This window comes from Mycobacterium sp. NGS68 (genome assembly GCF_059812195.1).
This window is the reverse complement of the sequence record NZ_JCALCE010000013.1, coordinates 86,091-98,330: the sequence shown is the minus strand read 5'-3', so window position 1 is coordinate 98,330 and position 12,240 is coordinate 86,091. Positions and strand designations below refer to the sequence as shown.

Genomic DNA, 12,240 nt, shown 5'->3' with positions numbered 1-12,240 from the left:
ACCCTATGCTGAGCGAGTGCCAAACACCTATCGCGTAGTGCAATGGAACACCGGAAACGTCGGCAAGAGCTCGCTGCAGTCGATCGCCGAGAACCCCACGCTCGAGCTGGTGGGGTGCTACGCGTGGTCGCCCGAAAAGGCCGGCCGGGACGCCGGCGAACTGGTCGGCATCGCGCCGCTGGGGATCACCGCCACCAACGACGTCGACGCGCTGCTGGCGTGCAAGCCGGACTGCGTGGTCTACAACCCCATGTGGATCAACGTCGACGAACTGGTCCGCATCCTGTCCGCGGGCGTCAACGTGGTGACGACGGCGTCGTTCATCACCGGACACAACCTCGGCGAGGGCCGCGACCGCATCCTGGCCGCGTGCGAGAAGGGCGGCTCGACCATCTTCGGATCCGGCGTCAGCCCGGGGTTCGCCGAGTTGCTGGCCATCGTGTCGGCGATGGTCTGCAACCGCGTCGACAAGATCACCGTCAACGAGGCCGCCGACACCACGTTCTACGACTCCCCCGAAACGGAGAAGCCGGTGGGCTTCGGCCAGCCGATCGACCACCCGGAGCTGCAGCAGATGGCGGCCAAGGGCACGGCGATCTTCGGCGAGGCGGTCCGGCTGGTCGCCGACGCGCTCGGCGTCGAGCTGGACGAGGTGCGCTGCGTGGCCGAATTCGCCCAAACCACGGCCGATCTCGACCTCGGCTCGTGGACCATCCCCGCCGGTTGCGTGGCAGGCACCTACATCAGCTGGCAGGGCATCGTCGGCGACAAGACCCTGATCGACCTTAACGTCCGCTGGCGCAAAGGGCAGACCCTTGAGCCCGACTGGAAGATCGAGCAGGACGGCTGGGTCATCCGGGTCGACGGTCAGCCGACCGTGACCACCAAAGTCGGTTTCCTGCCGCCGCCGTACTTCCAGGCCGAGACCATCGCCGACTTCATGGTGATCGGCCACATCCTGACCGCCATGCCCCCGATCAACGCAATTCCCGCCGTCGTCGCTGCTCCACCGGGCATCGTCACGTACAACGACCTACCGCTGACCCTGCCCCGCGGCGTGGCCCGGACCGACTGATCGACCCCGCCGATCGCGCGGCGGTGTGTCAGCATTGAGCGATGCGCATCCCTCGCGTCCTGCTGGCCCTGCTGACCCCCGCGCTGCTGCTCGGCCCGGTCTCGATCCCGTCCGCAACTGCGGCCTCGTGCCCCGACGTCGAGGTGGCATTCGCGCGCGGGACCGGGTCGGCTCCCGGGGTCGGGCCGGTGGGTCAACAGTTCATCGACTCGCTCAAGTCGCAGGTCGGCGGGCGGTCGCTGGGTGTCTACGCGGTCAATTACCCGGCGACGTTCGCCTTCGCCGACAGCTCAAGGGCCGGCGCCGACGACGTCAACGCGCACGTGACGGACATGGTCGGACGCTGCCCCAACACGCGGATCGTGCTCGGCGGGCTGTCGCAGGGCGCGGGCGTCATGGACGTGGCTTCCACGATCCTGCCGCCCCAGGCCGTCGACCACGTCGCCGCGATCGTCCTGTTCGGCAATCCGTCGAGCCTGCTCGCGACGGCCCTGTCGGGCGGCTTCCCGCCGATCGCCGAGGCGTACAGCGGCAAGACCATCGACATGTGCGCCCCCGACGACCCGGCGTGCTCGGGCGGCCTGAACCCGTCGGCGCACGGTTCGTACCTCTCGAACGGGATGCCGGCCCAGGCCGCGGCGCAAGTCGTCGGCCGGCTTTAGACCTTCACCGAAACCGGCTTGCGCCGAACGGCTTTCGGGTAGGTCGCACCCAGCGCCGGCACCTCCACGGGGCCCTGATGGCGAGCGGCCTCGATGGCGTTGCGCAGCGGGCGCGCCAGCCCGGCAAAGGATCCCATGTCGAACAACAGCGGCGTCAGCAACCGGTTGTGCACGAAGCCGAACGAGCTGGCCGTTTCCGGGTCGGCCCAACCCAGCGTCCCGCCCAGTCCGACGTGACCGAACCCCCGCAACAGGCCCGGCACCGGCGACTCGTGATAGCCGAGGTGGAACGGCAGCGGCACCACCATGTTCGCGTCGGGCCACTTGTTGCGCGGCTCGGCCAGGCCACGCGCGAGGTCCTTCGACAGGTATTTCTTGCCGTCGATCCGGCCCTCGTTCGCCAGCACGCCGTACATCTTGGCCACGCCGCGGCCGGTCACCACGCCATTGGCCGCCGGGACCTCGCCGTCCAGGAACGGGGTGTCGCCCTTGACCAGAGAGATGACGCCGGGGAAGTACATCGCGCCCATGGCGCCCGAGAACGGCAGTCCGGCGACCCTCGGCGCGAGGAAGTTGAAGACGGGTGCGCGCAGGCGACCCTGCGGTATCAGGATCTGCGCCGGCGTGGTCGGCGAGCCCTCCGGCGGGCGGCCCAGGTGGATGCCGTCGGTGTTGAGCGGTCGTGCGACCTCTTGGCGGATCAGCTCCCGCATGCCCTTGCCGGTCACCGCGCGGGCCAGCCCGGACAGCAGCCAGCCGTAGGTCAGGGCGTGGTAGGCCTGCACGCCGCGCAGGTGATCGGGTGCGGCGGCGGCCAGGCGTTCCTCCATGAGCAGGTGGTCCATGAGCTCCGTCTTGGTCACACCCTTCAGGTGCGACAGTCCGGAGCGGTGCCGCAGCACCTCGCGGACCGTGACGTCGGCCTTTCCGTTGGCCGCGAACTCAGGCCAGTACTCGGCGACGGGCGCGTCGTAGTCCACCAGGCCCCGGTCCGCCAGCCGATGGATCACCGTGGAGGCGACGCCCTTGGTGGCCGAGAACACCATGGCCCCGGTGTCGGCGGTCCAGCGTTCGGTGCCGGCGCGGTCCGACCAGCCCGTCCAGACGTCGACGACGGGCCGGCCCTCGATGTAGACGCTGAGGGCTCCCCCGCCGAACCGGCGCCCGAAAAACAGCTGCGCGAACACCTTGACGACGTTGGCGAAGTGCGGGTCCGCGGCCCCGGACACGCCGCGCGGCAGGCCGTCGTCGGTAACGAGCAGACTTCGCGTCACTTGGCGACCTCCCTTCGTTGCGGTGCCGACACTGCACCGAAGCTATCAGCGTGGCAAAGCCCCACAGTATGGGGCGTGGGGGCTCGGGTCCCGGCCCAGAGGTGAGTTTTACCGCGGCCCGCCGTCGGGTATCCGCAGAAAGTGAGCTTCCACACAGCCGAACCGAGGGAGCACGGCTCATGACTGCGCGAAACAAACTCAGCAACAAGGCGCAATATTGGGGCGGCAAAGCCAGAGAGACCGTCGGCCGGGCCACCGGAAACCGCCGTACCCAGTACGAAGGCCAGCGAGATCAGGTGACGGCCCACTTGAAAGATGCCGGCGAGAAGGTGAAAGACGCCTTCCGGGCCTTGGTACCGGGCCGACGTGGCGGGTTTCAAGATCGGCCGCCGCGGGGTAGCCAACGCGGGTATTACTCGCGCAATCGTAGGAGCAGGAGAATTCCGTGAGCACCGAAGACAAGATCAAGAACAAGATCGAGGACCTGGGCGGCAAGGCCAAGGAGGCGGTCGGCAGGGTCACCGGTGACAACAAGACCGAGAACGAGGGTCGCGGGGACCAGGCGAAGTCCAGCCTGAAGGACGCCGGGGAAAAGGTGAAGGACGCCTTCAAGAAGTAATCACGGCTCGTCACAAGCAGGGTTGCCGGAAGCCCCGGCAACCCTGCTTTGCGATTGAGGCCTGCGGCTTCGGGCAATCCAAATCGTCATCGGGTCCGAATACCAGCAAAAGTATGCCGAACGATGCGAAACGGTTGGATAGCAATGAACGTCAGAGAATTGGTTGATATCAGGTGGATGCGCCGCATTGCGGTGGCGTCGGGCGTCGTGGGGGTGGTGTCCGCGTCCGCGCTGGTGGGCGTGCCCGCACCGGCGTCCGCCGACCCGTGCCCGGACGTGGATGTGGTGTTCGCCCGAGGCTCAGGCGAGCCACCTGGCCTGGGCGGCGTCGGCGGGCCGTTCGTCGACGCGCTGCGCTCGCAGCTGGGCGGCAAATCGCTGGGGGTCTATCCCGTCAACTACCCCGCCAGCACCGACTTCTCCAGCCCCGACTTTCCGTTGACGGTGATCGACGGCATCCGGGATGCCGGGAACCACATCGAGTCGATGGCCGCGACCTGCCCCAGGACCCGTGAGGTGCTCGGCGGCTACTCACAGGGCGCCGCCCTGGCCGGTTATGTCACCTCACCGGCCGTGCCGCCGGGCGTGCCCGCTTCGGCGGTTCCGCCGCCGATGCCGGCCGACGTCGCGAAACATGTTGCCGCAGTGACGCTTTTCGGGACGCCGTCCCCGCAGTTCCTGCAGCAGTACGGCGCGCCGATGATCACCATCGGTCCGCTGTATCAGCCCAAGACGCTCGAGTTGTGCGCCGACGGCGACGGGATCTGCAGCCCCGCCGGCGGTGGCCCCAACCTGCAGCACACGCTGTACACGGTGAACGGCATGACGGGCCAGGCCGCCTCCTACGCGGCCAGTCACCTCTAACGCCGAGCAGACGCAAAAGCACCCCAAAACCATCCGGTTTGGGGCTTTTGTGTCTGCTCGCCATAACATCGCAGCATGCGAGTTTTGGTAACCGGAGGTACGGGATTCGTCGGCGGCTGGACCGCCAAGGCCATCGCCGACGCGGGCCATTCGGTCCGCTTCCTGGTCCGAACGCCGGCGAAGCTGCAGACGTCCGTCGCCCAGTTGGGCGTGGACGTGTCGGACTACGTCGTCGGCGACATCAAGGACCGCGACTCGGTGCGCGAGGCGCTCACCGGCTGCGACGCCGTCGTGCACAGCGCCGCGCTGGTCGCCACCGATCCGCGGCAAACGCCGCAGATGCTCAGCACCAACATGGACGGCGCCCGCAACGTGCTGGGGCAGGCCGTCCAGCTCGGGCTCGACCCGGTCATCCACGTGTCCAGCTTCACGGCGCTGTTCCATCCCGACCTGGAGACGCTGACCGCGGACCTGCCGGTCGTGGGCGGGACCGACGGCTACGGCACGTCCAAGGCGCAGGTGGAGATCTATGCCCGCGGTCTGCAGGACGCGGGGGCCCCGGTGAACATCACCTACCCCGGCATGGTGCTCGGGCCGCCGGTCGGCGACCAGTTCGGCGAGGCCGGCGAGGGCGTCAAGGCGGCGCTGCAGATCCATACCATCCCCGGTCGCAGCGCCGCATGGCTGATCATCGACGCCCGCGACGTGGCCGCGCTGCACGCCGCCCTGCTGGAACCGGGCCGCGGGCCGCGGCGCTACATGGTGGGCGGACATCGGGTCCCGGTGGCCGAGCTGGCGAAGATGCTCGGACAGGTCGCCGACACGCCGATGGTGTCCGTCCCGGTGCCCGACACGGTGCTGCGCGTCGCGGGGACCGTCCTGGACCTGGCCGGGCCGTATCTGCCGTTCGACAACCCGTTCACCGCCGCGGGCATGCAGTACTACACCCAGATGCCGGAGTCCGACGATTCCCCCAGCGAGCAGGAGCTCGGCATCACCTATCGCGATCCCCGCACCACGCTGGCCGACACCGTCGCGGCGCTTCGCTAGCGACCGCGCGCGCTGACCGGCCCGGCCCGTCGCTCGTTTCGCGAGGGCGCTCAAATTTGCGTGAAATCGCCCGTGGACCCTCGAATTTGGGGACTCTCGGCGCGGGGCTGGGACCAACTCTCGCCGAGCCTGCGCTCAGTCCTCTGACGACTCGTCGTCGGGCGGCGGCGGGAGCGGCGGCGAATTCTTGAGCCAGTCCTTCATCCGGAGCAGCTGGTTGATCACGATGCCAAGCGCCGCCAGCACCAGCGTCACCACGATGATGGCAATTGCGGTGGTCACACCGTCCATGGTGACAGGCCGGCGCGGCGGCGAACGTTCAGCCAGGGCATTGGGCGGGAGACCTGGCCGCAGACCGGCACCGTGAAAGAAGACCGGCGGCTGCTCACAGCGTAGTGACGAACCCGCCGTCGATGCGGTAGTCGGAACCGGTGGTATTGCCGGCGCGGTCGCTGGCCAGGAAGAGGACGAGGTCCGCGACCTGTTCGGGCGTGGTGAACCGACCCGTCGGCATGGCGCCGGCGATCGTCGCCCTGATCTCGTCGGGCGTCTGGCCCGTGGCCTCGGCGAACCCGTCGGCCACCCCGCCCTCGTCCATCCACAACCCGGTCGCGACCGGGCCGGGGCTGACGGAGTTGACCCGAATATTCTTCGGTCCCAACTCTTTTGACAATGCCTTGGCGAAATTGGTGACCGCGGCCTTGACGGCGCAGTAGTCGTAGATCTCGGGGTTGGGGAAGTAGGCGTTGACCGAGCCGACGACGACGATCGAGCCACCGCCGCGCCGTTCGATCTCCGGCAGCGCCGCGCGGGTCGGCCGCACGACGCCCATGACGTTCAGGTCCCACGACGCCTGCCAATCGGCGTCGGTGATTGTGGTGAAGCCGCCGGGGTGGACGGCGGCGCCGCCGACGTTGTTGACCAGCACGTCGATGCCGCCGCGCTGCGCCGCCGCGGCGATCAGTTCCTCCGCGGTGCCCGCCCGAGACAGGTCCACCGCAACAAACGTCACCTGACCCGCGTCTTCCAGCGGCGCCAGCCCGCCACGGCTCCGCGACCCGGCGACCACATGCGCGCCCGCATCGACCAGGGCTTGGGTGACCGCGAGGCCGATGCCCTTGCTGGCGCCGGTGACGACGGCGGTCTTGCCCGACAGATGCAGATCCATGTGCGCTCCTTTTAGAGGGTTGGGATGTATCCGCCGTCAATGCGGTAGTCGGATCCGGTGGTGTTGCCGGCCCGGTCGCTGGCCAAAAAGACCACCAAATCCGCGACTTCGTCGGTGGTGGTGAATCGGCCCGTCGGCGAGGTGCTGGCGAGCTCGGCCATGACCTCCTCGGGCGTCTGGTCGTTGGCCACGGCGAACCGGTCCGCCAATCCACCGGGCTCGATCCAGCGCTCCGTCGCCACCGCGCCCGGAGTGATCAGGTTCACCCGAATGTTCTTCGGCGCCAACTCCTTTGACAGCGCTTTGGCAAAGTTGGCGAGGGCGGCCTTGGCGGTGCAGTAGCCGTAGGTGTCGGAACCGGGTGCGCAGCCGCTGATCGAGCCGACGATGACGACGGCGCCGCCGCCGCGCCGCTCGATCTCCGGCAGCGCCGCGCGGGTGGGGCGCACGACGCCCATCACGTTCAGATCCCAGGACGCCTGCCATTCGGCGTCGGTGATGCTGGCGAGGCCCCCTGGGTGGACCGTGGCACCGCCGACGTTGTTGACCAACACATCGATCCCGCCGCGCCGCGCCGCCGCGGCGATCAACCCCTCGGCGGTTCCGGCCAGGGACAGGTCCACGGGGACGAACGTCACGTGCCCCGCGTCCTCGAGCGCCGGCAGGTGCTCGCCAGGCGTCCGTGACCCGGCCACCACGTGCGCGCCCGCATCGACGAGGGCCTTGGTGACCGCGAGCCCGATGCCCTTGCTGGCCCCGGTGACCACGGCGGTCTTCCCCGCCAGATGCAGATCCATGCGCACTCCTTAGGCGCGCCCGACGCTACTACAGTCGAACACCGATGAACGCCGACTTCGTCAAGGAACATCCGGACGCGCCCGCAGGCTATTTCGCGTGGGAAGCCGCTGGGCTGCGCTGGCTTTCGGCCGTCGACGGCGGCGCGCCATGCGTGCCGGTCGTCGCCGTCGGCGCACACAGCCTGACGCTGCGGCGGCTCGACTCGGTGCCCCCGAGCCGCGAGGCGGCACAGGTCTTCGGCGCCCGGCTGGCGATCACGCACGATGCGGGCGCCGACGGGTTCGGCACCGGGCCCGACGGGTGGGACGGACCGGGGTTCTTCGGGCCGCTCTCGCGGCCGCTGCCGATGTCGCTGCGCGGCCACCGCCGCTGGGGCGAGTTCTACGCGGACGAACGGCTGGTCCCGATGGCCGAGCTCGCCGCGGACCGCCTGGACGCCTCGACGCGCGCGGCGATCGACGGTGTCGTCGCACGGTGTCGCGCGGGCGACTTCGACGACGACGACCCGCCGGCCCGGCTACACGGCGACCTGTGGGGCGGCAACGTGATGTGGACGCCCGACGGGGTGGTGCTGATCGACCCGGCCGCGCAGGCCGGGCACCGCGAGAGCGACCTGGCAATGCTGGCGTTGTTCGGCTGCCCCCACTACGACGCCATCCTGGCGGGCTACCAGCGGGCGCGGCCGCTGAAACCCGGCTGGCGCAACCGTATTGGGCTGCACCAGCTCTATCCGCTGCTGGCGCATGTCGTGCTGTTCGGTGGCGGGCACGCGACCCGCACGCGGGTGGTCGCCCAGGCGGTGCTGCGCGGCTGACACCGGCGCGTCAACCGGGAACTTTGGCGGCGATCTGATTCGCGATGTCGACGGCCGAGTTCTTCGGGTCGACGCTGCACGTGTTGACGTCGATCACCACATTGTTTTTCGCGACGAGCGCGCGTCCACACGCTTTCCACCCCGTGGACGGGGCGTCCCGCAGGGTCGAGGTGGTGCTCAGGACGCCGTTCGCGTTGGATATCGCTCCCAGGGTCCACTGCGTCCGCGACTGGATATGGGTGTATTCCCGGCAGCCCTGCCATTGCTGGACGGAGGCGTTGAAAAAGTCGCTGGCTTGTTTGGGGCTGGTGAATAACACCACTGCCTGCTCGGCGTAATGAGTGAGATTATCGCCGTCCTGACGGTTGAGCGTTTGGTCCCGCTCGGCGATAAAACCGCTGCCCGCATACACCTGCGCCTGCGCCGCGCCGTCGATGGCCAGGCACTCCCTGGGCGTCATCGTGGCGCTGTCGTCGGCCATCGTGTCGCGATTGTTCGTGACCTTCAAATCGGCCGTTTCCAGTGCCGCGTTGATTTGCTCGGGCGTCAGCAGGAACCCTTTCAGGGCGCCCTCCAGCGCGGGCGGCGGAGCTTTCGTCGTCGTGGTGGTGGCGCTGGTGGACCCTTTGGTGCCGTGGGTGGACCCGCTGTGACAGCCGGCCGACATAACGCAGCAGCCGACAATGATCAGGGCGATGAATTGGCGCATATTCTCATTCCCCGTCCGGCTCAAAGTCACCAGCACGGCATACCCGGTTGGGGCGCGTGGAATCCACGCGGAAATTATCTCGCCAAAACGTCGTCGAGTTAAGTGCGACGCGGCTCAATTACGCCGCGGGTTCAATCTCCAGTCCGACGTGCACCTTGTCGATGCCGCCGCGGATGAGCGAATGCGGGTAGAACCACCAGGCGTGGTACCAGTACCGCTTGAGCACGGCGTTGTAGACCCGCTGCGTCTCGGACTTCGGCAGAACGCGCGCGACCGCCTCCACTTCCTCGCTCTTGGGTTTGCCGAGCGCCGCGCTCTTGGCGATCGTCACCCGCGGCGTGTTGTTGATCCGCTTGGTCTTCCAGGACCCGTCGTCGGTGATGACCAGCAGCTTGTCGCCGTCGGGAACACCCCAGATGGGGGTGGGCTTGGGCCGGCCGTCCTTGGTGAACGTCGTCAACAACAGATACTTGGACTGGATGACGTCCCTGAAGGTGATACTCACGCCCGGGAAGATACCCCCGTCGAATAGTTAATTAAACGTGATGATCGTCAATTAAGTACACATCTACTGCACCGGGCCGGCGGGTTGCACGCAATGCTCCAACCATGACCGGAATTCGAGTCGGCGTGGTGGACATGATCGTTGCGGCCGGCTCGGCCGCGGACAGGTACACCCGGGCCAACTACCTGAATGCGGTCGCCAACCGCGTCGACTCCCTGTGGGTGCCCGATCACCTCAACCATCTGCTGCCGCGCGCGCTGTGGCAGCAGAAGTATTGCGGCGCGGCAAAAGTCATCCCGACGCCGGACGCGGCCATGGAGCCGTGGACCATGCTCGGTCACCTCGCCGCCCGCAACCGGATCGGGCGCCTGCGCCTGGGCGTCGGCGTGACCGACAGCGGTCGGCGCAACCCGGCCGTCACCGCCCAGGCCGCCGCGACGCTGCACCTACTCACCCGGGGCCGGGCGATCCTGGGCATGGGGCCCGGCGAACGCGAGGCGAACGAGCCCTACGGCGTCGACTGGTCGAAGCCGGTCGCGCGGTTTGAGGAGGCGATGGCCACCATCCGCGCGCTGTGGGATTCGGGCGGCAAGCTCGTCAACCGGGATTCGCCGTATTTCCCGCTGCGCAACGCGCTCTTTGATTTGCCGCCCTATCAGGGCAAGTGGCCCGAAATCTGGATCGGCGCGCACGGCCCGCGGATGCTGCGCGCGGCGGGGCGTTACGGCGATGCCTATTTCCCCGCGTTCGCGCACCGGCCCGTGGAGTACAAGCAGCGTCTCGACGCCGTGCGGTCAGCCGCTTCCGACGCCGGTCGCGACCCGATGTCCGTCACGCCGGCGATCATGATGTTCGTGTTGACGGGCCGCACCCGCGCCGACGTCGACGAGGCCCTCGAATCCGACATCATCCGGGTGACGGGACTGAACGCGCCGGACGAGTTCTTCACCCGCCACGGCGCACAGCATCCCTTGGGCGCGAACTTCGCCGGCGCTCAGGACCTGCTGCCGCAGGACATGGACGAGCGGACCGCGTTGTCGCATGCGGCCAAGGTCCCGACGTCGGTGATGCGGGAATACCTGCTCAACGGCACCCCCGACGAGGTCCTCGACCAGGCCGCGGAGTGGCGCGATTGCGGAGTCCGCTACATGGTGCTGTCGAACTCCAGCATCGCGCAGCCCAGCCTGCGCAAGGCGATGGCGTCGCTTGTTCCGTTCAACAAGATCCTTCGCGACCTCAAGAAGCTCTAGGTTGCGGCGGCCGCCGAAATCGATTGGCTCACTGTGTAGCTGTCGATTCCCTCGGTGCCGAGTTCGCGGCCGTAGCCGCTGTTTTTGACGCCACCGAAGGGCGCGGCCGGGTCCATGATGTATCCCTCGTTGACGCCGAACGTGCCCGAGCGCACGCGGGCCGCCACCCCGTAGCCGCGCTCCACGTCGGCGGTGAAAACCGAACCGGCCAGCCCGTATTCGGAGTCGTTGGCGAGCCGGACGGCCTCCTCCTCGTCGCGGTAGGGGATGACGGTCAGCACCGGGCCGAAGATCTCCTCCCGCGCGATCCGCATGTCGTTGTGCGCGTCGCTGAACAGCGTGGGCCGCACATACCAGCCGCTGTCGACGCCGTCGGGCATGGTGGCGCCGCCGGTCACCAACCGTGCGCCTTCGCTTTTGCCCGACTCGATGTAGCCGCGGACCCGCTCCTGCTGGTGCTGCGCCACCAACGGGCCGATCGCGGTGCTCGGGTCGGCGGGGTCGCCGACCGTCATCGCGGCCATCGAGGCGGCCAGCGCGTCGACGAACTCGTCCTTAAGCGCCTGCGGCACCAGGATCCGGCTCAGCGCGTTGCAGACCTGGCCGCTATTGGCCAGGCTGGCCATCTGGATTGCGGCCGCGGCGGTGGCGGGGTCGGCGTCGTCGAGCACGATGGCCGCCGACTTGCCGCCCAGCTCCAGGCTCACCTGCGTGAGGTTTTGGGCGCAGGCCAGCGCCACCTGCCGGCCGGCGGCCGTGGATCCGGTGAAGGAGACCTTATCGACGCCGGGGTGACTCACCAGGGCCTCGCCGACCTCGCGGCCGCCGGGCACCACATTCAGCACGCCGGGCGGAAGGTCAGCCGCGGCAACGATTTCCGCGAGCAGCTGCGCATCGAGCACCGACTCGGGTGCCGGTTTGAGCACCACCGTGCACCCGGCCAGCAGCGCCGGTACCACCTTGGTGACGGTGAGGAACTGCGGCATGTTCCACGGCACCACCGCGCCGATGACTCCCACCGGCTGCTTCAGAATCCGAATGTCCTTGCCGTACAGGCCCGGACGCTCTTGCTGCCACTGATAGTTGCCCGCCAGCCCGCAGAACGCGGACAGCATCATCATCGGCAGCCCGACCTGTGCCCGCTTGGCGAACGCGATCGGGGCGCCGATCTCGGCGGAGATCAGCGCGGCCATCTCAGACCGCCGCTCCTTGTAGACGCCGGCCAGCCGGGTGATCGCCTCGATCCGTTCGGCGGGCTGCAGCCGGGGCCACGGCCCGGCGTCGAACGCAACACGGGCCGACTCGACCGCGCGGTTCACGTCCGCGGGTCCCGCGCAGGCCGCCCGCCCGATGGGCTTCTCCGTGTGCGGCGAGATCACCTCGATGACTTCGTCGGCCTCCGGCGCGGTCCACGCCCCGTCGATGAAGAGCTGGTCTCTCTCGTACATCTAG

Annotated in this window: 15 protein-coding genes; 8 read left to right on the top strand and 7 right to left on the bottom strand. The window is 68.4% G+C overall.

Annotation, left to right across the window (positions count from 1 at the left end; genetic code table 11):
• The first annotated feature begins 16 nt into the window (after positions 1–16).
• Positions 17–1,075, top strand: coding sequence for an NAD(P)H-dependent amine dehydrogenase family protein (locus AC5Y5V_RS16415; RefSeq protein ID WP_499937215.1), 1,059 nt, complete (start codon positions 17–19; stop codon positions 1,073–1,075).
• Positions 1,076–1,116: 41 nt separating this feature from the next.
• A complete protein-coding gene (locus AC5Y5V_RS16410) occupies positions 1,117–1,737 on the top strand; it encodes a cutinase family protein (protein ID WP_499937213.1) in 621 nt (206 codons plus the stop codon).
• On the opposite strand, the gene lipL is transcribed toward AC5Y5V_RS16410, so the two are convergent.
• The gene (gene lipL, locus AC5Y5V_RS16405; protein WP_499937209.1) at positions 1,734–3,011 is read right to left on the bottom strand and encodes an esterase/beta-lactamase LipL; all 1,278 of its coding nucleotides are present in this window, start codon (positions 3,009–3,011) and stop codon (positions 1,734–1,736) included. The two genes, AC5Y5V_RS16410 and lipL, sit on opposite strands and share 4 nt — an antisense overlap.
• Positions 3,012–3,079: 68 nt before the next feature.
• Here lipL and AC5Y5V_RS16400 point away from each other — a divergent pair, with 68 nt between their 5' ends.
• From AC5Y5V_RS16400 to AC5Y5V_RS16385, 4 genes are all read left to right on the top strand, one after another.
• Complete coding sequence (locus AC5Y5V_RS16400) at positions 3,080–3,460, top strand: CsbD family protein (protein ID WP_499937381.1); 381 nt, start codon at positions 3,080–3,082, stop codon at positions 3,458–3,460.
• Positions 3,457–3,630 (top strand): CsbD family protein, encoded by a 174-nt coding sequence (locus tag AC5Y5V_RS16395; RefSeq protein ID WP_499937207.1) that lies wholly within the window; start codon positions 3,457–3,459, stop codon positions 3,628–3,630. Before AC5Y5V_RS16400 ends, AC5Y5V_RS16395 begins: the two co-directional genes overlap by 4 nt.
• 144 nt (positions 3,631–3,774) lie before the next feature.
• Complete coding sequence (locus AC5Y5V_RS16390; protein WP_499937205.1) at positions 3,775–4,494, top strand: cutinase family protein; 720 nt, start codon at positions 3,775–3,777, stop codon at positions 4,492–4,494.
• A gap of 75 nt (positions 4,495–4,569) precedes the next feature.
• Positions 4,570–5,544, top strand: coding sequence for an NAD-dependent epimerase/dehydratase family protein (locus AC5Y5V_RS16385; RefSeq protein WP_499937202.1), 975 nt, complete (start codon positions 4,570–4,572; stop codon positions 5,542–5,544).
• Between the two features lie 135 nt (positions 5,545–5,679).
• Here the strand turns inward: AC5Y5V_RS16385 and AC5Y5V_RS16380 are convergent, their stop codons facing one another.
• From AC5Y5V_RS16380 to AC5Y5V_RS16370, 3 genes are all read right to left on the bottom strand, one after another.
• Positions 5,680–5,826, bottom strand: coding sequence for a hypothetical protein (locus tag AC5Y5V_RS16380; protein ID WP_499937406.1), 147 nt, complete (start codon positions 5,824–5,826; stop codon positions 5,680–5,682).
• 103 nt (positions 5,827–5,929) lie between these two features.
• On the bottom strand, positions 5,930–6,712 hold the full coding sequence (locus AC5Y5V_RS16375; RefSeq protein WP_499937200.1) for an SDR family NAD(P)-dependent oxidoreductase: 783 nt from the start codon (positions 6,710–6,712) through the stop codon (positions 5,930–5,932).
• An 11-nt stretch (positions 6,713–6,723) separates the two neighbouring features.
• On the bottom strand, positions 6,724–7,509 hold the full coding sequence (locus AC5Y5V_RS16370; RefSeq protein ID WP_499937198.1) for an SDR family oxidoreductase: 786 nt from the start codon (positions 7,507–7,509) through the stop codon (positions 6,724–6,726).
• Between the two features lie 44 nt (positions 7,510–7,553).
• Between AC5Y5V_RS16370 and AC5Y5V_RS16365 the strand changes: the two genes are divergently transcribed.
• Positions 7,554–8,324 carry a fructosamine kinase family protein gene (locus tag AC5Y5V_RS16365; RefSeq protein WP_499937195.1) on the top strand — a complete coding sequence of 257 codons (771 nt, stop codon included), beginning with the start codon at positions 7,554–7,556 and terminating at the stop codon, positions 8,322–8,324.
• Positions 8,325–8,334: 10 nt separating this feature from the next.
• Here AC5Y5V_RS16365 and AC5Y5V_RS16360 read toward each other — a convergent pair whose 3' ends face one another.
• The gene (locus tag AC5Y5V_RS16360; RefSeq protein ID WP_499937193.1) at positions 8,335–9,033 is read right to left on the bottom strand and encodes a sensor domain-containing protein; all 699 of its coding nucleotides are present in this window, start codon (positions 9,031–9,033) and stop codon (positions 8,335–8,337) included.
• Positions 9,034–9,151: 118 nt separating this feature from the next.
• Positions 9,152–9,538, bottom strand: a complete 387-nt coding sequence (locus AC5Y5V_RS16355; RefSeq protein ID WP_499937189.1) for a PPOX class F420-dependent oxidoreductase — start codon at positions 9,536–9,538, stop codon at positions 9,152–9,154.
• Between the two features lie 104 nt (positions 9,539–9,642).
• Between AC5Y5V_RS16355 and AC5Y5V_RS16350 the strand changes: the two genes are divergently transcribed.
• Positions 9,643–10,788 carry an LLM class flavin-dependent oxidoreductase gene (locus AC5Y5V_RS16350; RefSeq protein WP_499937187.1) on the top strand — a complete coding sequence of 382 codons (1,146 nt, stop codon included), beginning with the start codon at positions 9,643–9,645 and terminating at the stop codon, positions 10,786–10,788.
• Here AC5Y5V_RS16350 and AC5Y5V_RS16345 read toward each other — a convergent pair.
• Positions 10,785–12,236: an aldehyde dehydrogenase gene (locus AC5Y5V_RS16345; RefSeq protein ID WP_499937185.1), complete on the bottom strand. Its 1,452-nt coding sequence runs from the start codon at positions 12,234–12,236 to the stop codon at positions 10,785–10,787. The two genes, AC5Y5V_RS16350 and AC5Y5V_RS16345, sit on opposite strands and share 4 nt — an antisense overlap.
• Between the last annotated feature and the right edge of the window lie 4 nt (positions 12,237–12,240).

What these genes read in the sequence shown, in the direction of transcription:
- AC5Y5V_RS16385 (WP_499937202.1), top strand. Translation starts at nt 4,570, where the DNA reads ATGCGAGTTTTGGTAACCGGAGGTACGGGATTCGTCGGCGGCTGGACC.
- AC5Y5V_RS16410 (WP_499937213.1), top strand. Translation starts at nt 1,117, where the DNA reads ATGCGCATCCCTCGCGTCCTGCTGGCCCTGCTGACCCCCGCGCTGCTG.
- AC5Y5V_RS16370 (WP_499937198.1), bottom strand. Translation starts at nt 7,509, where the DNA reads ATGGATCTGCATCTGGCGGGGAAGACCGCCGTGGTCACCGGGGCCAGC.
- AC5Y5V_RS16345 (WP_499937185.1), bottom strand. Translation starts at nt 12,236, where the DNA reads ATGTACGAGAGAGACCAGCTCTTCATCGACGGGGCGTGGACCGCGCCG.
- AC5Y5V_RS16350 (WP_499937187.1), top strand. Translation starts at nt 9,643, where the DNA reads ATGACCGGAATTCGAGTCGGCGTGGTGGACATGATCGTTGCGGCCGGC.
- AC5Y5V_RS16375 (WP_499937200.1), bottom strand. Translation starts at nt 6,712, where the DNA reads ATGGATCTGCATCTGTCGGGCAAGACCGCCGTCGTCACCGGCGCCAGC.
- AC5Y5V_RS16390 (WP_499937205.1), top strand. Translation starts at nt 3,775, where the DNA reads ATGAACGTCAGAGAATTGGTTGATATCAGGTGGATGCGCCGCATTGCG.
- AC5Y5V_RS16360 (WP_499937193.1), bottom strand. Translation starts at nt 9,033, where the DNA reads ATGCGCCAATTCATCGCCCTGATCATTGTCGGCTGCTGCGTTATGTCG.
- AC5Y5V_RS16400 (WP_499937381.1), top strand. Translation starts at nt 3,080, where the DNA reads ATGGGGCGTGGGGGCTCGGGTCCCGGCCCAGAGGTGAGTTTTACCGCG.
- AC5Y5V_RS16365 (WP_499937195.1), top strand. Translation starts at nt 7,554, where the DNA reads ATGAACGCCGACTTCGTCAAGGAACATCCGGACGCGCCCGCAGGCTAT.